This is a genomic window from Streptomyces sp. NPDC033165, from assembly GCF_055577965.1.
Genome location: NZ_JBVIPK010000021.1, coordinates 1 through 20,808 on the forward strand (window position 1 = coordinate 1; position 20,808 = coordinate 20,808).

A 20,808-nucleotide genomic window follows, 5' to 3' on the forward strand; every position below is an offset into this window, starting at 1 on the left:
CCCCCCCCCCCCCCCCCCCCCCCCCCCCCCCCCCCCCCCCCCCCCCCCCCCCCCCCCCCCCCCCCCCCCCCCCCCCCCCCCCCCCCCCCCCCGCGGCGGCACGGGCGTTCACCCCTCCCCTGCGAGTGCTCTCCGCGCGACCGCACACCACAACGGCCCAGAACCCGACCCTCGCACACCTCGCCCTCACCGGACTGGCCATCGCCCTCACCGGACTGGCCATCGCCCTCACCGGACTGGCCATCGCCCTCTGCGCCATGCTCACCCTCGCCGGCGAGCAGCTCCAGCACCTCGGCGGCGCTGGCTTTGTTCACGAGTTCCGGTTCTGGCTCAACTTCTGTGATGTGAACGGTCCTGGACGGTGCGGTGTCCGGCGTCTCGCAGGTCAGGCCGGTGGAGCATGCTCTTGAAGGAGGCACTCGCTCTCCGAACCACAAAAGTTGAGCCAGAGCCCGTTCTCGTGACCATCCCGCGTGCCAGATGCCTCCCGAACTGCTGTCGAAACGCTGCTCTTCGACGTGAACAGGGCCAGTGCCGAGCGCCGACTCCACCGCGTTCTCCCACACTGGGGCCACCGCTTGGTCCGGATGCACCCGCGGAGCACCGTGCTGCCACCGGACGTCGACGACGGAGCCCAGTTACCCGTCCCCGGGCGGTTGCAGGTGACGGTGGTCTGCTCTCGACCAGGTCTCGCGCGTGGCGGTGGGGAACTGTGGAGCCGACCGCTAGCCGGTGGTATCAGGGACTAGCTATGGTAGTGGGTATGGCAAAGCAGACGAATATCCGATTGGATGACGCGGTCAAGGCGGCAGCCGAGGACCGGGCCAAGCGCCGCGGTCTGACCTTGCAGGGGTACGTGGCTGACTTGATCGAGGCCGATGTGAATCAGGCACGTGCCGCTTTCATGGCTGGCGCTGCGGCGTTCCTGGCCCAGTACTCGGACGAGTTCGAGGCGGAAGTCGGTGAAGACCGGTACCCCGGCCTTCCGGCAGGGCTGGCCGAGAGCGCGCCGCGGGACGCCGCGTGAATCTTCGCATCGATCTCGCCTGGATCTTGGCGGTGGCGCAGCAGATCCCGGGGGATCCCCAGGTCGTCGACTACGGGGTGCCGATAGCAGCCGAAGCACGTCATCGGGCGGAAGTCCTGGACCACGAGGTATATCCCGAACCCCATCACAAGGCTGCAGCTCTGTTGTGCGAGCTGGCGCGAAACCCGAGCCTGGAGAAGCGGAATCTGCTGTTCGCGGCCACAGTGACTGCGGCCTACCTGTCAGCGTGCGGGATGCCGGTGAGCCCTGGCCTGGACACCGTCCTCCCGCTGGCCCGCGCAGCCAGGGACGGTCTCCCGGTGCGGGAGGTCGCTGCTCAGATCAAGACCTGGACGAGCTGACCTTCTCGTCGGGTGGGCATCTCTCCCGACGTATAGGACGGCCCGGAGTCCGTCGCGACCCTGCCGGCCGACGGCTTCGGGGCATCGGGTGCCGTGGCTTCCCTGGTGTCGGCATCGGTCCGGTCCGCTGGATAGGGCAGGTGCTCTACCAGGGCGCCGCGCGAGCGGAGGTAACCGTCCCCTGGGGTGCGAGTCAGGGCGCCCGGCGGGTTGTCGGCTGCGTCGCGGCATCCGGCTTCGCGAGCGTGGTGATGCGGACGAGGTCGGCGCCGGACAGCTCCGGGGCGTGTCTGGCTCGCGGGGGTGTTTTTCGCGGTCATGTCGGCCTCCTACCTGCTTCCATAGGTCATCAGCGAGCTGCGGGCCCCGCAGACAAGCTGGAGGCCGCGGCGGACAAGGGCCCCGCCGTAGAGCTGCTCGGCGTTCTCGCGGCCCAGGGTGTCGACAGCGACGGTGATCGGCGAGGTGTCGCCCATCATCAGCCGCTGGCGGGCGTCGCTGCGGGTCTCGGCGATCTCCTCATCGATCAGGCCCTCCACGCCCGACGTGGCGGGTGTGGTCCCCGAGAAGATGACGATGCCCTCGTCGTCAGCGGTAAGGGCAGCGCGGCCGCTGATCGGCATCTCCCTGACCCTCGCGAACGCTGCTGCGACCTCCTGCTGGACGCGATGGCTGGACGGCCCGGTCCAGTCGCCGTCGTACCGCTCGGTGCGGGCGCGGACCTGCTCGATGCGGTGACGGCGGGCGGCTTCCTGGGCCCCGCGCCACTGATCGACGGCTTCGGCGCGCTTGGCCGGGGTATCGAGGACGTTCTCGGCATTGGTCAGCAGCACGGACAGCAGGCCCGAGCCCCGGCGCACCCTGGACACTTCGCCGCGCAGAAGCAGCCAGCCGCGGACATCGGTCACGGTCCATCCGGCATCGGCCACGCCGCGGGCCACCCAGGCGATACGGGGCACCGAGCAGCCACGGAGCCAGTCCAGCTCCTGGACGAGCTCCTTCGCCAGCTGGAAGCGCCGCCCGACCTTGTTCAGCCGGCGACGGCCGCCGGCCTGCTTCGTGGACTTCTTCGGGGTGGGGGACTTCGCTTCTCCGCTGGTGAGCTTGTCTTCAGGGGGGAGTAAGTACCACCCGCAGAAATGCCAGTTGAGGTACCGACCTGCATTGGGGTGCAACGGGCCTCACCGGAAACAGCCGTAACGACCTCCTTCTCGGCACCCTTCGCCGAGGTCCTGGAGGATGCCTTCGAGCGCGGCTTGCGTACCTTTCGGGCCGCCTTCCTCGCCAGCTCCCCCATCCGCTCCCGGCCGGTCTCCGCGATCCCGCACGCCGCCCGCGTGTACGCCGGAGCGGTGTCGTCCCGCAGCACGGTGCGGATCCCCAGAGCGGTGTCGTACTCCACCGGGATCATCCGCGCGAACTCCGAGGCCTGCGCCCCCTCGCCGCGTACCCGGGTGCCCTTGACGATGTACGCGAGCAGCCCGGCCTCCCGCAGCATCCCCAGGTGGTACTCCACCGACCGCTCCGACAACCCTGTGCGCCGCACCAGGTGCCCGATCCCCGGAAGGCAGGGAGAGAGCCGCGCGAGCTCCTGGGCGACCCGCACAGTCGTCCGCCGGGACAGCCCTTAGGCGGGTGATGCCCCGCGCAGATGCCGCATGAGCTGTTCGAGGGCGGTCCAGCTTTCGGTGCTCTCGCCGTCGCCGAGCGGGTAGTAGAAGCCCGGCCGGGTGTTCGGGCCCAGCTGTACCGGGCGTTCCTTCAGCGGGGTGCTGCTCGCGGCGTCGCGGCCTGCCTCCCGTACCTCCGCGGGGCCCAGCACGAAGGCGTAGGGCAGTGGCGGAATCTCGAAACGGGGCGGGGCGCTCAGGTCCCGGCGGGCCTCGCGCAGTTGGCACATCATGGTCATCAGCCCGTGCCGGGCCACCAGTTCGTCGGCCAGTGCGGGCAGGGGCTCCAGGGCGGGCTTCTCGTCGGGGCCGTAGCCCACGGTGAGGGTGACGTCCTCTTCCACGCCTTCCGGCGTACGGATCACGCGCAGGGTGGCGATGGCGGGGCGTTCCGGGGTGCCGACGGCCACGGTCCAGGTGGGGCGTGGGGCGCGCTCGTACGCCAGCTCGGTCAGCTGCCGCCGCGACCAGGTCAGACCGGCCGGTTCCGAGGTCCCCCAGCTGACCGGGGGGCCTCCGGTCAGCATCTGCCAGGCGGCTTCCAGCGCGCCGCCGAGTACAAGGTCTGCCCGGGGGGTGTGCCGGGTGCGGAAGGAGACGATGAGCTGGCGCTCGCCGGTGGGCCGTACGTCGGTGAAGGCATCCGCCACCGGGGTCTGACCGCTATCTTCCTGGGCCGGGGAGAAGGAGTCGTTCTGCCAGTGCAGTACCGCGCCGGTCAGGCCGTCGTAGTAGCCGCATCGCTCGTCCTGTACCACCCAGCGTGAGGATGTGGTCTGGAGCAGCAGCCGAGTGGGGAGGGAGAGGCGGCAGTGCGGCGGGGTGACGATCTGTAGGGCCCGGTCGCTTTCCACGGTGGCTCGCAGCGCTTCGGAGAGCCAGCTGGTCATGGGGACGACCGGCCGGTCCTGGAGGACGACGGCGGCCTCGTCGGTGAGCATGTCGACGGCGGGCTGGGCTGCGGCGGGGGCCGGTACGGCAGTGATGCCCGAGACATCGATCGGGCGGGCCGCGCCGATCGTGCCGGGGGCGTCCGGTGGCCAGACCCGGCCGCCCAGAAGCATGGTCAGACGGGCCGCGAAGGCGCCCGCCAGCTGCTCGGCCTGGGGAACACCCGCGGCGGCGCGGGCCTCGGTCCACCACACCGGTCCGTCACCGGACAGCTCGGCGCCAGGTCCGAGCAGCCGGGCCGCCTCTCCCGGCACCTGGAGGAGCAGCGGCACCTCGATCGAGACGAGCGGGCGGCCTTCGGCGTCACACAACTGGACCACGGCCCCCTCGCCGGCGGTCTCGACCCGAAGGTCCGGGCCACCCGCGAGCAGGCCCGCCAGAACGCTCAGCGCGTCCGGCATGCGCTCGGTGAGCGCGATCACGTCCTTGGTCATACGGTGCTCCCCCAGAGCGATGCGGACCGGATCGAGTGCCTGGCCGAACACCGCATCGATGAGGTCCGGTCCACGCCCGTCGATGATGTCGGGCGCCTTGAGCCCCTACCCCTCCGCCCGACCGTAGTACGTCGGTTCGCCGGCCTCCGCCTCGGCTCCGAGCACCTGAACGAGCTCCCGCAGGGCCGAGGCGAGGCGCGGCGAGTTGTTGGCGTGGATGGTCGGCTGCGGCTCGCCCCGGAAATCACACTGACCCCAGACATCGTGATGGACGGACAGTTCGCCCCAGAGGTCCGTCGCGTCCGGTGCCACCATGAGTTCCACCAGCCGGTGTTCCCTGTGCCGTCTTCCATCAGCGTCGAACCAGGTGCCCGGGACCAGCACGAGGATTCCGCCGATCTCCGCCTCCGGATGACCGGCAGGCCGACAGGCCCGGAGCGCATCGGGCAGCGTCGGATCGTCGAGCGAACATGTGACGAGATTCAGGCGGCTGTGGACACCGAGGCCACCCCTGCCGGTCTGGGACCAGGCCCACCCAAGTGAGGACGACACCAGCGGATCGTGAAAGACCAGAATTCAACGGAGGGCCCAGATCCCTCACGCAAGCCGTTCTGACGCGGAATGTCGCCCTACTCGGCGCGACCCAACGCCTCGCGGACTTCCGCACGCACTCTGTCGTTGCCGATCGTCAGCAGGTACTCGCCGAACTGCCGGACCTCCGGGCCCACGGCGCGGTAGACAACAGTGACGGCGTGGTCCACCGTGCGAGGAGAGGCGCTGACGCCCAGCACGCTCATGGCCAGCTTCACTGAACGAGCCCCGTCGACAGGCGCCACTGCACACGCCAAGTCCACCAACTGCGTGGCCAGATCGAACCGGCACTTCTCCCCCATAGCCAGAGAACGCACCCCACGGCCCACGGCATCCTCGATATCGTCCAACACAGCCCTGACGGTTGCACTGTCGATCAGTTCACCGAGCCGGTCCTCGAAGTACTGACTGTCGGTGATCCGCACGAGAGCGCGAAAGGCCTGCTCACGCAGCGCCGACGTCCCCTTCTCCTCAACCAGGTAGCGGCTGCCGTCCACGGCTACCGCCAGCTGCGAGAAAGTACTATCCACCGAGAACTTCCGGTCGATCGAGAAGTCGTACCAAGGGGTGTTCTCAGGGTCCGCAGCAGCACGAACAACAGCTTCATAGCCAGCTGGCTCGGCCCATGTCGTCAGCGCCAGACAGGCCAGGAAGCGCTCCTTCGCGGGTTCACCCGGACTATTCATCAGCTCAATAAGACCGGGGACACGTTCCCGGTGCCGAGGATCTTCGACAGCACTGTCGATCACATCGTCGATGTCCGTCGTCGGATTTCCATCGAAATCCGTTCCGAGCAATTCACTGAACCGTGGCACGGATACTCTTCCCTCATGTGTAGATTCAGGCACTAGAACGGCCCAGCAATGTAGTCCTTCGGCACAATTCCTTTTACCAGCCACTCGGAGTCGCGGCGTGTGTGCATCAGATCCTTCATCCGTTGCTCAAGGCTGGCCGTCTTCTTCTTGCTGAATCCGAACCCCTCCGCCATCTCACGGATCTTCTCATAGCTCGTACGTGGCGGGACCGAGATGTCGATCGGACGCCCGGCAGTCTTGTCAGCAGCCGCCTGGATAGCCGCCTCGACTTCCTTGGGCGAATACACCTCCACGCCCTTGACCTTGCCACTGGCGATGTCCTTCATCAGCCGGGGCAGATCCACGCGGATCGTCTTGCCACCGTAGTCCTTGGCATCAGCACCGTCCTTGCTGGTCGAGGTGAAAGGACTGTCCGACTTCCGGGGCTCGCGTCCCACGACATGGTCGACAATCGTCGCTTTGCCATCGGGGTTGGCGGGCACGAGGTCACCTTCGTCGTTGATGTAACTCTTACGTTGGCCCTTGTCGTTGTGCTGGTCCGAAAAGTTGTTGTCCTGACGCCGGAGATCCGGAACATCGTCACCGGGGCGGGGACTGTACGGTCCCCCACTCGGCAGCGGACCGTCTGCGTCCGGGGAGCCCGAGGTGCCCTTGTCTGGGTAGCCGGGGTCCGCGGGGCCGTTGCCGCCCGAACCGCCACTCCCGCCGGACGGCGTGTGCGGGCCGGATCCACTGCCGGTCGAAGGGCCTGTCGCGTCACCGGCTGCGGGCCGCGTGTGACGAGTACCGCCGTCGCCCCCTTCGCCGACCGGCTGAGAAGTGTCGTCCAGGTTCTTCGCGGGCGGGTGGGGTTCGCCGCCTGGATGCGCTGTAGCAGGCTGCTGGCCCGACGCGTTCTCCACTCTGCTCGGTCCACCCGCCCCCTCAAGCACCCTCTCCTTGGCCGGAGCGGTCTCGTGCTCCTTGGGGTCGGGCAGGTCGTTCTTGTGCGGCTCAACGACGGGGTCGGTGTCGGGAACGGCGTTCCCGTGCTCGTCCCTGATGTACCCGTCCGCGCCGACGACACGCTTGTTGCCCGCGTTGTCGACGTACTCCAGGCCCGGGGTCGCTGGAACCTCACCCGCGTGCGGTGACGACGTGGTGGGGGCAGTGCGGGCCATGTCGTCGACGCCGGCCTGGCTGGCCTTCAGGCCCTCCATGAAGTCGCCGACCTTCAGTTTGGTGACGCTCGCCGCCTTGCCCAGGTAGCTCATCGGGTCGACGAGCGCACCCGCCTTGCCCACCGCAGTCGCGGCCTCCGCGCCCACACCCACCTTTCCGGCCTTGCCGAGCTTGAGCAACGTGCCCGAGCCAAGGGTCACTGCGTTGAACAGCACCGCGCCGAACGCCCGCGAGGGATCCTTGCCCCACTCGTCCCACGCGACCAGCGACTTGCCGAAGTTGCGCAGGGCCGCCTTCTGCTTTTCGCGGTCACTGTGGTCGACCGGGCCGAACATCTTGTCCATCGCCCAGTCGTACGGAGTCCTGATGTAGGCGCTGATGCCGCCGAAGACATCACCGATACCCGACCAGGTCTCCTTGAACTCGTCCCACTTGAACACGTTCACCATGCTGCCCAGGCCCTTGAGCGTGCCCCAGACCCCGTCGACGAAGAACCCCTTCAGCCCGCCGCCGACGCTGTCCTTCGTCCACTCCCACGCGGCCCGAAGGCCTGTGTACTCACGCTCGTCGACCGTCCCCCAAGGCGTTTCCTTGGCATCCTTGACGTCGCTTTCCTTGAAGCCGTACATACCGGCCTTGTGCGAACCGTCATCGACGACGAACCGCGTACCGCCCACCAGCGAAGTGATCTTGTTGGCGGCCTCACGTTCGACGCCCTGGAAGGCCACCCATGTCGTACCGACCTCACGGACCAGACGCGCGTTCTCGTCGATCCTGCCCTGGTCCTCCTGCCAGTCGTCATCGTCCTTGTTGTCCGCGACGAACCTCTCCGCGTCCTCGCGGAGCTGCTTCATCTTGTTCACCAGCGGGCGGGCAGCCGTCGCGAACCCGGCCAGGGCGCCGCTGGCCGACTCCAGCTTCTTCGCGAACTCATCGGCCTTGTCCCGCACCGGAATCGTCGAATCGAGCAACTCCTCCTGCTCGGGAGCGTCGTAGACCGGATCCAACGCCTGAAAGGCGGTGTGAACATCCCTGCCCGTACCGCGGATACTCGAAGCAGTCGTCTTCAGCGAAGCCGCATGCGTCTCCAGAGTCTCCAGGTTCCCGGTGAAGGTCGGTATCTTCTCCGGGTCGATCACTTCTTGGGACCCTTCAGCTCTTCCGGAGTCGGGGCCTTGGAGTACTGCTCCTGCTTATTCTTCGCCATCTCCAGATCACCCTTGAGGTACTCCTCAGTGGCCAGGCGCGCCCCGGTGACGGACTTCCCCGTCCGGACGGGAAGGAACCTCAAGTCGTTCTTCGTCCGATCCTGGAACTCCTTCAACGCCTGGGCCACCGGCCCCGACGCACCCCCCTTGGGAACCTCGGTCCCGCCCAGAACCATCGTGCCCGCCCACCTCGCGGCACCTGCCAAGCCCTCGGCGTACGAGGTGAACTCTTCCTCGAACTTTCCGCCCGCCTCGACCGTCCTGCTCAGGACTCCACGAACGCCATCCGGCTTGATATCCCACTTCGACACAACGCCCCCGTCCCCGTAATACGCCTATGTCCCAGTGCCCCGGCGTCAGCCGGAGGTCTCGACGACAGCAGCTTCGGGCCCTGGCCGGCGCGTGGGCTGCTGTCGCCCTTCCCCATCATCGAGCGCAGCGGCGTGGTGATCAAACCGGCCCCGGCCACCATCCAGTCCGGGCCGGCGGATGCGTCAACATGCGTCAACACAACGTGGCCAAAACAACTTTCAGCAGCCATCGCCGCCCGTTCTCGCAGGCCGCTCCGGTCATCTGCAACCTGTACTGGCGTGACATCTCTATCAAGGCAGACTTGTTGCTTGCAAAAAGAAAACGGGAGGCGCGCCCGGATATCCGCTGTCTGCGTCCCGGAATCGGCCGCCGCTGCCACTCGACCATGGCGAAGTGTGACCTACTCGTTCGTGGCTTCTCTGTTGCAGGGCGCATCTGCCGCGCGCCAGGGGAGGGGATCTCGGAGAACGTGCGTCGGGGTGAGCTGGCTGCCGCCAGCCTCTCCCTGCGGGCCGTTGGCGGCACGCTCGGGCGTCGTCAGGCCGCAGCCACGGTTTCACGGCCCCTGCGCGTGCGGCGGTGGAAGATCTCGTCGAAGGTGGCGCGGGCGCCGGTGGGGTCGATGCAGTGCATGGCCAGGAGGCGGCGATGACGGCGCCGGCGAGGTCGTTCTGGACCTCGGGCCAGTCGTGGTCGTCTTCGCAGGTGGTCAGGCCCGTCAGGCCGTGGAGTGCGTGCATGGCCTCGCCGGCTTCCGCGGCGGCCTTGCCGGACCTGGAGGCTCTTCGGCAGTACGCTCATGCCCCCGTCAACGGTGCTGCCGACGTAACCAGTCTGTCCCCGAGGGCCAGTTCGTGGCCCTCGCACCACAGGGCGGCGGCTGCCTGGAGGATCTCCGAGCGGTCCGAGCTGCCCGGCCCGTCCCCCGGCAGCATGGGCACCACCGCCGTTCCCCCCGTGTACACCGGGGACTGCCGGAAGGCGAGGGAGGTCAGGGTGCGGCCCGGTCCGCACTCCACCAGCAGCCGGTGCCCGCCGGCGAGCAGCGCGGTCAGCGCGGGTCCGAAGTGGACGGGGTCGGCTATCTGGCGGGCCCAGAACCGCGCGGAGCCCGTTTCCTCCGCCGTGAGCAACCGGCCTGTGTAGCCGGACCGGACGGGGAAGCGGACCGGGCGGGGCCGGGCGTCGAACGCCCGCTCGGCCGCCGCCACGGCCGGATCCATCGCCGGGCTGTGGAAGGGGGTGGTGGCGGGAACCGGCCGCAGAGTCCAGCGGTCGAGAGTGAGACGCTCCGCCACCGCGGCAAGCTCGGCGCTCGGCCCGGCCAGCATCGTCCGGCGCGGGGCGTTCACAGCGGCCACCGCGACCTGCCCGGAAAGGTACGGGACCAGCTCGTCCACCGAGGCCGCCACGGCGATCATCCCGCCGGGCGGGACCGACGCGGCGGCCCGCACCCGGCCCCGTACCAGTGCGACGGCTTCCCCGAGGGTGAACGCCCCCGCGAGGGTCGCCGCCACGACCTCGCCCGCGCTGTGCCCCAGCGCCTCGGCCGGAGTGACGCCCCAGCTCATGAGCAGTCGGCCCAACCCGTAGTCGACGGCGAACAGCAGGGGCTGAGCCCGGCGTCCGTCGTCGATCGGGATGCCCGGACCGGAGCCGGTCCCGAGCCAGTCGGCGCGGATCTTCTCCCCCTCGGCCCCCCACGCCTCCAGCACGTCATCGACGGCCGCCCGGAACACGGGGTCGTCGCGGTACAGCCCGGTGGCCATCCCCTCGCGCTGGGAGCCCTGGCCGGGCAGCAGCAGGACGACCGGGCGGGGCCCTTCGGCCGGGACCCGCCGCACCGGGGCGGCCGAGAGGTCGTCGAGGGCGCGGGGCCCCGTCGTGACGACCGCCCCGCGCAGCGGCCCCGGGACCGGGCGGGGTGCCGGGGCCCCGGTGCGCAGCGCTTCGGCGACCTCGGCCCGGGCCGCGCGTTCGCCTGCCGCGTCCGCGCCCGCCCAGCACAGCAGCCGCGCCCCGTCGTGCGGGGTACCGGTGACTGCCATGTCGCTGACCTCCTGCCGCTGTTCTTCCACCGCCGTCGTCCCGGTGCTGTCCTCCCGTGCGGACCGCGCGCCTCAGATGAGGGAGATCCCGCCGTCCACGCTGAGCACCTGGCCGGTGACGTAGTCGTTGTCCAGGAACACACCGATGCTGGGTGCGACCTCCTCGGGCGTGGTCAGCCGGGGCACCGGCAGATTGGCGGCGAGGTTCTGACGGAACTTCTCGGTGGCGCCCGCCGTCATCCGCGTCTCCATGAATCCGGGCGAGACAGCGTTCACCGTCACTCCGCGCCGCCCGCACTCGGTGGCCAGGGTGCGCGTGAGGCCGATCACGCCCGCCTTGGAGGCGGCGTAGGCCGTCTGACCGGACGTGGCGACCAGGGCCGACGGCGACACCACGTTGATGATCCGCCCCCAGCGCCGCCTGACCATGGACGGCAGCACGGCACGGCACACATGGAAGGTGCCCATCAGGTTGGTCTGGACGACCTGGGACCACACCTCGGGCGACTGGCTCATCAACAGCGCGTCCTTGCGGACCGCCGCATTGCTGACGAGGATGTCGACCTCGCCCAGCTCCTCGACGACCCGGCGGTGCAGGGCGGTGACCGAGTCCCAGTCGCCGACGTCGGCCTGGACGACGATCGAGTCGTTCGCGAGGCTCTCGCTGACCTCGCGGGCCCCGTCCTCGGCGGTGTTGTAGTGGAGGGCGACGCGGCACCCCAGCCGGTCGAGCTCGACCGCCACGGCGGCGCCGAACCCTCCGGACGCGCCGGTCACCAGGGCGACCGGCTTCTCGGGGCGCTGCGCCGCGAAGGGGCGGGCGCTTGCGGTGTTCTCCGTCATGAGGCCCACTCCATCGGTTCGCCCGCTCCCCACTCGATCAGCGCGGTCAGCCACACCATGCCGGCGCCGAACGCCGCGAACATCACCCGATCGCCCTTCTGGATTCGCCCGGCGTCGAGCGCCTCGGCGAGAGCGATCGGCATCGACCCCGCTCCCGTGTTGCCGTAGTACTCGATGTTGGTGATCAGGCGCTCCCGGGGTACGCCGCTGCGCTCCAGGATCGAGTCGATGATGCGCAGGTTCGCCTGATGGGGCAGCAGGTGGTCGATGTCGTCGGGCTTGAGGTCCGCCGCCTCCAGCGTCCGCTTCAACGAACCCACGGTGAAACGGACGGCGTTCAGGTAGATCTCGTTGCCCTTGATCTGCGCGTAGTGCTGCTTCTCGCGGAGCGTCGTGTCGCTCGTCGGCAGGCGGCTGCCACCGGCCGGGATCTTGAGGCTGTCGACCTTGCTCCCGTCACAGCCCATGTCCCACCCGCGCAGCCAGCTGCGGTCGTGAGGTGCCAGGACGACCGCCCCGGCCCCGTCGCCGATCAGCACTCCCAGGTCCCGGTCCTCGGGGTTGACGACGAGCGAATGCGTGTCGGTCCCGATCAGGAGGATCGGGCGGGGGTCGATCGCCATGAGCCCCGCCGCGACCACGAAGCCGTAGGCGAAGCTCGCGCATTCGGCGTTCACGTCGTGTGCGCCGCCGGCCGTGCCCAGTTCGCGCTGTACGAACGCGGAGGTGGCCGGCGAGAGCTGCTCGGGCGTACCCGAGGCGAGGATGAGGTGGGAGATCTGGTCGGGCCGCAGCCCGGCGTGTTCGAGCGCCCGCCGGCCGGCCTCGACGGCCAGCGACGCGGTGGTCTCGCCGGGCCCCACGACCCGCCGCTCGCGGATGCCGGTGCGCTGCACGATCCAGTCGTCGTCCAGGCCGAACCGCGCGGCGAGCGTGGCGTTGGTGAGTCGTCCCTCGGGCAGGTACTTGCCCCAGCCGATGATGCCGATGCCCGACATCCGTGGCTCCGGGGTCACTCGTCGCCGGCCGCGGAGGCGACCGGGACGCTGTCGTGGGCCGCCACCAACTGCTGGTGGATGGCGCGGAAGGTGACGGTGTCGTCGATGCTCTCGACGATCGTCTCGTCCACCCCCAGGTCCGGGTACCGCTCCTGCATGTCGTAGACCCACTCCATGAGGTCCAAGGAATCGACCCCCGAAGTGGTCAGCGGTGTGTCAGGGTCGAAGGCGTTGATCCGGCTCACGACCTTCAGCCGGTCGACGGACACCTCAAGCGTGGGAAGGTGCATGGCGCACTCCTGGTCATTGTGATCGGGCAGCGGGTCGCACAGTACGAAGGCCGGCGCAAAGGCTTCGCAAGTCCGCGAGCCCCGTCCGGCACGTCCGGCACGTCCGGCACGTCCGGCCGTCCCCGGCGCTGCTGTGGCCGGGCATCGCTCCCGTAGGCGTGCAATACGGCCTGGAAGTACCACCTCGGTCCCACTTGCCGGGGATCGCCCCCCGGCACCCCGCTGGTACCGCCCCGCCGGAGGCTGGCACCACACAGGCACTCCAGGGGGATGGGGTTTCATGGACACCGAGATCAAGATTCTGGGGCCGATGGCCGTAAGACGCGCCGGCGCCGACTACCACCTTCAGAGCGCACAGGCCCGGGTGGCGCTGGCACGCCTCGTCCTCGCCGGGCCGGAGGGGGTGACGCGGGAGGAACTGGCCGACGTCATATGGCCGGGGGATCTCCCGCCCACCTGGGCGTCGGCCCTGCGGACACTGGTGAGTCGGCTGCGGGCGTTCATCGGGCCGTTGCAGGACGAGTCGAGCAATCCGCTGGTCAGGAGGAGCGGGCGCTACGTACTCACCCTGGACGAAGGGGTGCTGGTCGATGTGGAGGAAGCGACCCGGTCGGTGGCCGAGGCCCGCGAAGCGCTCGGCTCCGGTGACGTGACCACCGCCGCCCGGCTGGCCACGCAGGCGGCGGACCGGCTGCGTTCCCCGTTCCTGTCCGAGCACGAGGGCGACTGGGTCGCCGGGTGGCGCGAGCGGCTGACCGAGCACCTGGTCACGGCCCTGGAGATCGCCGGGCGGGCGGCGATGGAGGCGGGGGACCACGGCCGGGCCGCGCTTCTCGCCGAGGAGGCGACGGACCGGGCCCCCGACCGCGAGAGCGCCTACCGCTGCCTGATGGCGGTGCGCGCGGCGATGGGGAACCGGGGTGAGGCCCTGCGGGCGTACCAGCGGCTGCGCTGGTACCTCGCCGAGGAGCTGGGCGCCGACCCGTCGCCCGAGACGGAGGCCGCCTATCTGGCGCTGCTCGGCCCGTCGTCGTCGCCGTCGGCCGCCCGCAGCGACGGTGGCGCCCCCGGGCACCCGCCGGTTCCGTTCGTGGGGCGCGGGCGCGAGGTGGCGACCCTGACGGAGGCCTGGCACCGGGCCGTACGCGGACGGCGCCAGTTCGTCCTGGTCACGGGCGAGTCAGGGATCGGCAAGACGCGTCTGCTGCGCGAGGCGGGGGCGTCCATGGCCGCCGGGGGCGGGCTGCTGCTGGTCGGCCGGTGCGATGTGGACGCGACCGTCCCGTACCAGCCCCTCGTGGAAGCCCTGGACAGTTACGTCGCCGCCTCGCCCGACCGTCCGCTCGACGCCGTCCCCGCCTCCGCCCGGGGGCCGCTGCGGCTGCTGCTTCCCTCGCTCGGGGGGCCGTGCCCGCCCGGTGAACTGCCCGAGCAGCCGGTCCTGTTCGCGGCGCTGATGCAGCTGTTGCTGGTGGCGGCGAGCGAGCGGCCCTGCGCCATCCTGATCGACGATGCCCACTGGGCCACCCCGCAGACGGTGTCGCTGCTCCGGCACCTGCTGCGTACGACGGCCGACGCCCGGCTGTGCGTCGTCGCCGCCGCCCGGAACGACCTGCCGGAACCGGTCCAGCGACGGCGGTGTTCCGGCCTGGACGAGGCGATGCTCCCGTTCGAGCACGTCGGCGACGCGACCGAAGTGGCCCTCGGCGGGCTCGATCTGGCCTCCACCCGGGCGCTCGTGCACGAGCTGTGGACCGGCGGGGGCGCCGACGCCACGGGCAGCGACCCGGTCCGCCGGGCGTACTCCCGCAGCGGCGGGAACCCGTTCCTGCTCCTGGAGATGCTGCGGCACCGGACAGGTCTGAGCGTGGTCCCCCCGGCGGTCGCCCGGCTGGTGGCCGCCAAGCAGGCCGCCATCGGCGAGGACGCCGTCCGGCTGCTCCGGGTCGCGGCCGTCACCGGCCCGTCCGTCGCCTTCGACGTGGTGGCGGGCGCCGCCGGACTGGATGTGCTCGCGGCCCTGGACGCCCTTGAGTCGCTGCTGAGGATCGGGATTCTCGCCGAGGTGACCGCCGCGGGTTCCCGGGACCCCGACCGGTCGGCGGTCTACAGGTTCCGCCACGACGTCGTACGCCAGGCGGTCGAGGAGCAGGTGAGCCAGGCCCGGCGCCGCCATGTCGACTCCCGGCAGCGGGCGTTGGCCGGCCACCGTCAGGGCACCGGCCACCGGCTCTGACGCGCCGGGGCCGAACACCCGTAACCGGTGGGGCGACCGCCCGGAACAGCACGGGGTGCGCAGGCGTCACAGCGCCGGGGTCGAACGCCCTTAACAGCAGAGGCGAATGGCCGTAACACCACGGGATGCGCAGGCGTCACAGCACCGGGCGAACGGCCGTGACAACACGGGGCCGAGCGCCCGAACCGCACAAAGTCCGCGGCTGTGACAGCAGTCGTGGCCAACCCGTACAAAATCTCGGGCAGTTCCTTGGATCACGACTTTGGCTTGATCACGGTTAGTTCGTGTTAGCTTACAATCCGATCACCCGGGCGTGATGGTGGGGGGCCCGTGGTCGCCGGTTCAGCTGGCATAAAAAGGGGACAGCCTCGTATGGCGCGCGTGCCTTTCGTCTCACGTCAGCGGCTGGTGGATGAGATTCTCAACGCGAGGAGCTCGGTCCTCATCGAGGCGGGCGGCGGGTTCGGCAAGAGCGTCCTGGTCAAACAGGTCCGCAGCCGTGCCGGCGGCGGCCTGGAGGTACGGCTGCCGCGCGACCGGCCGGTCACCGTCGACGAGCTCTCCACCACCGTCCTCGAAGCGGCCGGCCGGCCGACCGGCCGGCCGCGCACCCCGGCCATCGACCTCACCGGACGCATCGGCGAGCTGCTGGCCACACCGACCGGACCGGGCCTCCTGATCGTCGACAACGCCGAAGCGCTCACCGACGACGCCGCGGCCTGGCTGGCCGACCTCGCCCAGGACAGCAGGCCGTCGCTGCGCATCCTGGTCAGCAGCCGCCTGCTGCCCACGCCGCTCGCGGCCATGGAGTTCCGGGGCACCGCCGAGCGCTTCAACACCCAGGACCTGCGCCTCGCACCGGAGGAGGCCGGAGCCCTCGCCCGTATGGAGCTCGGCGACGAGGACGGCGAACGGCTCGCCACCACCCTCTACGACCTGTCGGGCGGCTGGGTGGCCCTGCTGGTCGTGATGCTGCGCCGGCTCGCCCGGGCTGCCGACCGGATGGCGGCCGCCGCCGTACTGCTCCGGCACCCCGGCCTGATCCGCCAGTTGATGGACCACTACGCCGCCGACCTGGACCCGGCCGACCGTCACATGCTGGTCCAACTGGCCGCGTTCCCCCTGGTCAACGACATCCTCGTCGAAGGCCTCGGCCATCCGGGGCTGCTGCGGCGCCTCATCCAGGCAGGCATTCCGTTCGCCGTCGGCGCCGACGGCTGGTCGCGGCTGTGCGACGAGTCGAGGGAGACGCTGGCCGCGCTCGCACCCCTCGAACCGGCCGTCGCCCGGAAGGCCGCCCCTCTGCTGATGTCCCAGGGCGCCGAACTGGCCGCGGCCAGTGTCCTGGTCGGCAGCGGCGACCCCGAGCAGGCGGCCACGCTCATCGCCAAGCTGCCCACCTCACGCATCAACCAGCTCGACCCGTTCGAGTTCATCCATCTGATGGCCCGCCTCGGGCCCGCGGCCGATGCCGCACCCCAGGTGCTGCTGCACCTGGCCCGCACCCACCGCAACCTCGGCCAGCTCGCCGAGGAGCGCGAGGTCATCGGCCGGGCCCTGCGCGTCGTACGCGAGCGGAGCGCCGACGAGGATCTCGCCGTCGAGGTCGAGAGCGACTGGCTGATCCAGCGGGCGCTGCTGCGCGACGCCGACGCGCTCACCCAGGTCGAGCGGCTCCTCGAAGGGACCGCCGAGGGCACCCGGGCCCAGGCCAGCCTGCTCGAAGCCCTGGGCGTGGCCCTGTCCGACCGCCCCGACGGTCCGAGCCTGCACCGGGCCGAGAATGCCATGCGCCAGGCGGCCATCACCTGGGGCGAGCTCGGCGAGCCCGCCCGGGTGGCGGCGGTCCAGCGGGGACTCGCCACCCAGGTCCTGTCCGCCATGGGCAAGACCGGCGAGGGCGCCATGCTGCTGCGCAGGCTCGGCAGCAGCAGCGAGACGCAGTTCGACCGCATGCTGTGCCTGATCATGGAGGCCAGGCTGCTGGCGCTCGGCGGCGAGGCCGGCCGGTCACTCGCCCTTCTCGACGACGCCATCCGGCTCGCCGAGCTGCTGCGCATCGACTGGGTGGCGGGACACGCGGCCTGGACCCGTCTGATCGTGGCGGCCAACGACCACGACATGTCCGGGGTGCTGAAGCACCTGGCCCAGGCCGAGGCCCACCTGGGCCAGATGATGATCCACCACAGCGACGGTCTGCTGTTCCTCTGCGAGGCCGCCGACGCCTGCGCCCTGGTGGGGGCCGAGGCGGCTTCGGCCCGGCTGCTCACCGCCGCCCGCGAGCACCGCGTCGAGGACCCGGTGGCCCTGGCGCTGACCGAGGCGTTCATCGGCGCCCGCCGGGGCGAGCCGGAGGCCGCCGACACCCTGCAACAGATGCTGGAGGACGGCGAGATCGCCCCCTGCCTGCGCTGGAAGGCCGAACTGCTCACGGGTTACGCCCGCCACGCCGTCGGCCGCGTCGAGGACGCCGACCAGTGCCTTCAGATCGCCCTCGACCGGGCGGCCAGCCTCGGCCACCCCGACCTGCTCGACCGCCGTGAGCACTGCGTGGTCGACGTCCTGCGGTCGGCCATCCGGCTGCCCCCGGCCGCCCGGAGCGGCGCCCCGGCCAACGGCGGCCGCTACGAGGTGCGTGTCCTCGGCGGGTTCGAGGTCCGCCAGGGCCACACGGTGCTCCACGGGTCCGGCCGGGCCAGCGAACTGGTGAAGTACCTCGTGCTGGCCGGCGGTTCCGTACGGGTCGAGAGCATGGTCGAGATGCTCTGGCCCAACGAGATGCCAGGAGTCGGTCAGCGGCGTCTCAAGAACGTCCTGACCCGGGCCCGCGCCACTTACGGCCCGCTCGTCAACCGCCGCGGGCAACTGCTGTGCCTGCCCTCGTGCAAGGTCGACCTGCACGCGTTCGAGGACCTGGCACGGGCCGTCGCCGCCGCGCAGGACGACGAGCGCGTCTCGCGGGCGCGCGTCGCCGTGGCCGCCTTCACCGGGCCGCTGCTCCCCGACGACCTCTACGACAACCGCATCGCCCAGCGCCGCGAGGTCGTCCGCCAGCGGGTGCTGGGACTGATCGACGTCGTCCTGACGGCTGCCCTGGAGGAGGACGACATGGAGGAGGCCATGGACCGGCTTGAGTCGGCCATGGAGCTGGACCCCTATGACCAGGAGCGGCCCCTGCGGGTCGCCCGTGCCCTGATCGCGAGTCAGCGGTGCCTCGCCGCCAGTGACCTCGCCGCCCGGGTGATCGCCGCGGCCAACGAGCTGGGGGTCCCCTATGCCGTCGAGTGGGACGAGCTGTCGCTCACCCCCCCTCGACGCGGCGCGGGCGTCGTGCGACGCAGGTGATCGAGCTCCTCGCACCACGACTCCAGGTGGCCTGCCCGCAGCAGGTGGGTTCCGACCAGCAGCCCTGCGTAGCCGGCACTGAGCAGTCCGGCCGCCGCCCGTGCGTCGTCGATGCCGCTGGCGCTGACGGGACACGGCGTCCCCGTCAGCCGCACGGCCGGCAGCAGCCGATGGCTGCGGTCCAGGTCGGCGTCCCCGCGCTCGCGGTTGCGGATGTCCCTGTTGTTGACGGCCACCACGCAGCCCTCGCCCGAGGGGAGGGCCTCGACCTCGGCGGGAGAGGCCACCTCGATGAACGGGGTGAGGCCGAGTGCGAGGGCTCGTTCGGCCAGCCGCGCCAGCGCCGCCCTCGGCAGCAGCGCCGCGGTGAGGAGCACCGCGGACGCGCCCAGGTCGCGGGCCGCCCGCAGCTGGCCCTCCTTGGTGATGAAGTCCTTCTGCAGAACGGGCAGTCCGGTGCGCGTGACCACCTCGGCCAGAAGGCCGGCGTCGCCCCCGAACCAGCGGCCGGTGACGACCGAGAGGCAGGGGGCGCCGACGGCCTCGTAACGGGCCACGATCTCGGCCGGCGAACGGCCGCGGAACAGGTCCTCGCCGTTGGCCGAGCGGGGCTTGAGCTCCATGATCACGGGCCGGTCGGCGCCCATCAGGGCGTCCGGGAACGCTGACGCCATCAGAGGGCCTCCTCGACTTCGGGGACGGCACGCCACGCGTGCCGGATGCCGCCGATGCTCTCGGCGCAGAACGCTCCCGTCCCGTTCCGTGCCGCCGTATCGACGTCGATGCCGGCGAAGCGGGGGTGGGAGGCGGCCTTCTCGTAGCGCGGGCGGTTGGCGGCCGAGATGCCCCCGGCGAGCAGGAACGGCCGCGTCACCGCCTCGGCCAGGTCGATCACCACGTCGGGGTCGAGCGACAGGCCGGTGCTCCCGACCCGCCCCTGCGCGCTCGTGGCGTCGAACAGGAACAGGTCGGTCCCGGCCCGTTCGTACGAGGCCAGCAGCGGGCGCTCGGCGCAGACGTCGCCGTTGACGTGGAGGACCTTGACCACAGTGGCCTCGGGACGCCCCCGTTTGATGGCGGCCACCACGGCCGGGGGCTGGTAGCCGTGCAGCTGGAGCCACCGCACGCCCGCGGCGCGGGCCGCGTCCACGATGGCGGCCGGGTCACGCAGGAAGGTGACCAGCATCGGTTCCGGTGCGGGCCGCGCCGCGGGCACCGCCACGGTGCGGCACGCCTCCGCCAGGTCTGCGAAGCGGCCGAGGGGCAGGTCGGCGGGGCCTCCGGGGACCCCGTGCCACAGGCCGATGAGGTCGGCGCCCGCGGCCCCGACCAGGGCGATCTCCTCGCGGCTGGTGGCGCCGCACACCTTGAGCAGCACGGTCACATCCCCAGCAGCGAGGAGATCCGGTTGTACTGGATCTCCGTCGTACCCGAATAGAGGGTGCTGCCCACGGCGTTGGCAAGCTCCCGGTCGAGGCCGTACTCCGACATGTAGCCGTTGCCGCCGAAGACCTGGATGGCCGCCAGCCCCGAGGCCACGTTGGCCTCGCTGGTCAGCAGCTTGCTGATCGCCACGTCCATCGTGACGTCCTCTCCGGCGACGAGCCGCTCGGCGGTGTCGTAGAGCCACCGGCGCGCCGTCTCCAGCCGGATGCGCATGTCGACCAGCTTGTGGGAGATCGCCTGGTACGAGCCGATCGGCTTGCCGAACTGCGTCCGCGTACGGGCGTATTCGAGGCAGCGGTCGAACCGGTGCTGCATCTCGCCGACGTTGATGATGAAGGAGCAGAGGATCTCCCACTTCATGACGTGTTCGAGCAGCAGATAGCCCCGCCCGATCCCGCCGATGGCCCGGTCCGCGGGCACCCGGCAGTCGTCGAAGTACAGCTCGCTCATCGGGGAGGACGTCAGGCCCATCTTCTTGAGCGGTCGGCCGGCCGAGAAGCCGGGGGTGTCCGTGTCGACCAGGAAGGCGGTGATGCCGAGGGGGCCGCCGCCGGGCCGGGTGCAGGCGTAGACGACGACCACGTCGGCTATGGGCCCGTTGGTCACGAAGCTCTTCGTACCGTTGAGCACGAAGTGGTCGCCGTCGCGGACGGCGTTCGTCCGCATGCTCAGGGCGTCCGACCCGGTGTCGGGCTCGCTGATGGCGTGGGCGCCGATCAGGTCGCCCGAACACAGCCGGGTCAGATACCGGTCCTTCTGCTCATCGGTCCCGAAGTGCTGGAGCGGGACCCCGGTGCTGCACAGGGTGGTGGCGACGGAGAAGCTGAGTCCTCCGTCGCGGCACCCCTTGCCCAGGGCCTCCAGCACGAACATGGTGGTGAGCAGGTCGACTCCGGCCCCGCCCCGGGCGGGATCGAAGGGCAGGCCGAGCACGCCCGAGGAGCGGACCAGCTTCCACGCCTCCGGTGGCAGCCCGGTCTCGGCGGTGCCGGGTTCGACGTCGGCGAGGTCACGGCACCACAACTCCATGCCCTCGCGCAGCGCGAGCTGTTCTTCGTCCCAGGTACGCAT

19 protein-coding genes are annotated in these 20,808 nt (G+C 70.6%); 6 read left to right on the forward strand and 13 right to left on the reverse strand.

What is annotated here, in order from left to right; translation table 11 throughout:
* Window positions 1-125: 125 nt before the first annotated feature.
* The 3 genes from ACZ5WC_RS31390 to ACZ5WC_RS31400 all read left to right on the forward strand — a co-directional run bounded on the left by ACZ5WC_RS31390 (window position 126) and on the right by ACZ5WC_RS31400 (window position 1,389).
* Complete coding sequence (locus tag ACZ5WC_RS31390; protein WP_468543999.1) at window positions 126-410, forward strand: hypothetical protein; 285 nt, start codon at window positions 126-128, stop codon at window positions 408-410.
* 353 nt (window positions 411-763) lie between these two features.
* On the forward strand, window positions 764-1,027 hold the full coding sequence (locus ACZ5WC_RS31395; protein WP_468544000.1) for a hypothetical protein: 264 nt from the start codon (window positions 764-766) through the stop codon (window positions 1,025-1,027).
* The gene (locus tag ACZ5WC_RS31400) at window positions 1,024-1,389 is read left to right on the forward strand and encodes a hypothetical protein (RefSeq protein ID WP_468544001.1); all 366 of its coding nucleotides are present in this window, start codon (window positions 1,024-1,026) and stop codon (window positions 1,387-1,389) included. Before ACZ5WC_RS31395 ends, ACZ5WC_RS31400 begins: the two co-directional genes overlap by 4 nt.
* A 329-nt stretch (window positions 1,390-1,718) precedes the next feature.
* On the opposite strand, the gene ACZ5WC_RS31405 is transcribed toward ACZ5WC_RS31400, so the two are convergent.
* From ACZ5WC_RS31405 to ACZ5WC_RS31430, 6 genes are all read right to left on the reverse strand, one after another.
* On the reverse strand, window positions 1,719-2,564 hold the full coding sequence (locus tag ACZ5WC_RS31405) for a hypothetical protein (RefSeq protein ID WP_468544002.1): 846 nt from the start codon (window positions 2,562-2,564) through the stop codon (window positions 1,719-1,721).
* A gap of 452 nt (window positions 2,565-3,016) precedes the next feature.
* Entirely contained in the window at window positions 3,017-4,444 is a 1,428-nt protein-coding gene (locus tag ACZ5WC_RS31410; RefSeq protein ID WP_468544003.1) for a DUF6177 family protein, read from the reverse strand.
* A gap of 105 nt (window positions 4,445-4,549) precedes the next feature.
* Window positions 4,550-4,996, reverse strand: a complete 447-nt coding sequence (locus ACZ5WC_RS31415) for a hypothetical protein (RefSeq protein ID WP_468544004.1) — start codon at window positions 4,994-4,996, stop codon at window positions 4,550-4,552.
* A 77-nt stretch (window positions 4,997-5,073) separates the two neighbouring features.
* Complete coding sequence (locus tag ACZ5WC_RS31420) at window positions 5,074-5,850, reverse strand: hypothetical protein (RefSeq protein WP_468544005.1); 777 nt, start codon at window positions 5,848-5,850, stop codon at window positions 5,074-5,076.
* Between the two features lie 32 nt (window positions 5,851-5,882).
* Window positions 5,883-8,150 carry a hypothetical protein gene (locus ACZ5WC_RS31425; RefSeq protein ID WP_468544006.1) on the reverse strand — a complete coding sequence of 756 codons (2,268 nt, stop codon included), beginning with the start codon at window positions 8,148-8,150 and terminating at the stop codon, window positions 5,883-5,885.
* Window positions 8,147-8,530 (reverse strand): DUF6507 family protein, encoded by a 384-nt coding sequence (locus ACZ5WC_RS31430; protein ID WP_468544007.1) that lies wholly within the window; start codon window positions 8,528-8,530, stop codon window positions 8,147-8,149. Before ACZ5WC_RS31430 ends, ACZ5WC_RS31425 begins: the two co-directional genes overlap by 4 nt.
* A 188-nt stretch (window positions 8,531-8,718) precedes the next feature.
* Between ACZ5WC_RS31430 and ACZ5WC_RS31435 the strand changes: the two genes are divergently transcribed.
* Window positions 8,719-9,183, forward strand: a complete 465-nt coding sequence (locus tag ACZ5WC_RS31435; RefSeq protein WP_468544008.1) for a hypothetical protein — start codon at window positions 8,719-8,721, stop codon at window positions 9,181-9,183.
* A 145-nt stretch (window positions 9,184-9,328) separates the two neighbouring features.
* Here the strand turns inward: ACZ5WC_RS31435 and ACZ5WC_RS31440 are convergent, their stop codons facing one another.
* From ACZ5WC_RS31440 to ACZ5WC_RS31455, 4 genes are all read right to left on the reverse strand, one after another.
* A complete protein-coding gene (locus tag ACZ5WC_RS31440; RefSeq protein WP_468544009.1) occupies window positions 9,329-10,579 on the reverse strand; it encodes an acyltransferase domain-containing protein in 1,251 nt (416 codons plus the stop codon).
* 72 nt (window positions 10,580-10,651) lie between these two features.
* Window positions 10,652-11,422 (reverse strand): 3-oxoacyl-ACP reductase family protein, encoded by a 771-nt coding sequence (locus ACZ5WC_RS31445; protein WP_468544010.1) that lies wholly within the window; start codon window positions 11,420-11,422, stop codon window positions 10,652-10,654.
* Window positions 11,419-12,420 (reverse strand): 3-oxoacyl-ACP synthase III family protein, encoded by a 1,002-nt coding sequence (locus ACZ5WC_RS31450; protein WP_096632013.1) that lies wholly within the window; start codon window positions 12,418-12,420, stop codon window positions 11,419-11,421. The genes ACZ5WC_RS31445 and ACZ5WC_RS31450 overlap by 4 nt, the downstream gene beginning before the upstream one ends.
* Before the next feature lie 14 nt (window positions 12,421-12,434).
* Complete coding sequence (locus tag ACZ5WC_RS31455; RefSeq protein ID WP_096632014.1) at window positions 12,435-12,710, reverse strand: phosphopantetheine-binding protein; 276 nt, start codon at window positions 12,708-12,710, stop codon at window positions 12,435-12,437.
* Between the two features lie 280 nt (window positions 12,711-12,990).
* Here ACZ5WC_RS31455 and ACZ5WC_RS31460 point away from each other — a divergent pair, with 280 nt between their 5' ends.
* Window positions 12,991-14,946: an AAA family ATPase gene (locus ACZ5WC_RS31460; RefSeq protein ID WP_468544011.1), complete on the forward strand. Its 1,956-nt coding sequence runs from the start codon at window positions 12,991-12,993 to the stop codon at window positions 14,944-14,946.
* Between the two features lie 372 nt (window positions 14,947-15,318).
* A complete protein-coding gene (locus ACZ5WC_RS31465) occupies window positions 15,319-18,291 on the forward strand; it encodes a BTAD domain-containing putative transcriptional regulator (protein WP_468544012.1) in 2,973 nt (990 codons plus the stop codon).
* Here ACZ5WC_RS31465 and ACZ5WC_RS31470 read toward each other — a convergent pair.
* Genes ACZ5WC_RS31470 through ACZ5WC_RS31480 form a run of 3 tightly spaced genes read right to left on the reverse strand, consistent with a single transcriptional unit; the run spans window position 18,219 to window position 20,808 of the window.
* Window positions 18,219-18,965 (reverse strand): beta/alpha barrel domain-containing protein, encoded by a 747-nt coding sequence (locus ACZ5WC_RS31470; RefSeq protein WP_468544013.1) that lies wholly within the window; start codon window positions 18,963-18,965, stop codon window positions 18,219-18,221. The genes ACZ5WC_RS31465 and ACZ5WC_RS31470 overlap by 73 nt on opposite strands.
* The gene (locus tag ACZ5WC_RS31475) at window positions 18,965-19,675 is read right to left on the reverse strand and encodes a phosphoribosylanthranilate isomerase (RefSeq protein ID WP_468544014.1); all 711 of its coding nucleotides are present in this window, start codon (window positions 19,673-19,675) and stop codon (window positions 18,965-18,967) included. The genes ACZ5WC_RS31470 and ACZ5WC_RS31475 overlap by 1 nt, the downstream gene beginning before the upstream one ends.
* The gene (locus tag ACZ5WC_RS31480) at window positions 19,672-20,808 is read right to left on the reverse strand and encodes an acyl-CoA dehydrogenase family protein (RefSeq protein ID WP_468544015.1); all 1,137 of its coding nucleotides are present in this window, start codon (window positions 20,806-20,808) and stop codon (window positions 19,672-19,674) included. Before ACZ5WC_RS31480 ends, ACZ5WC_RS31475 begins: the two co-directional genes overlap by 4 nt.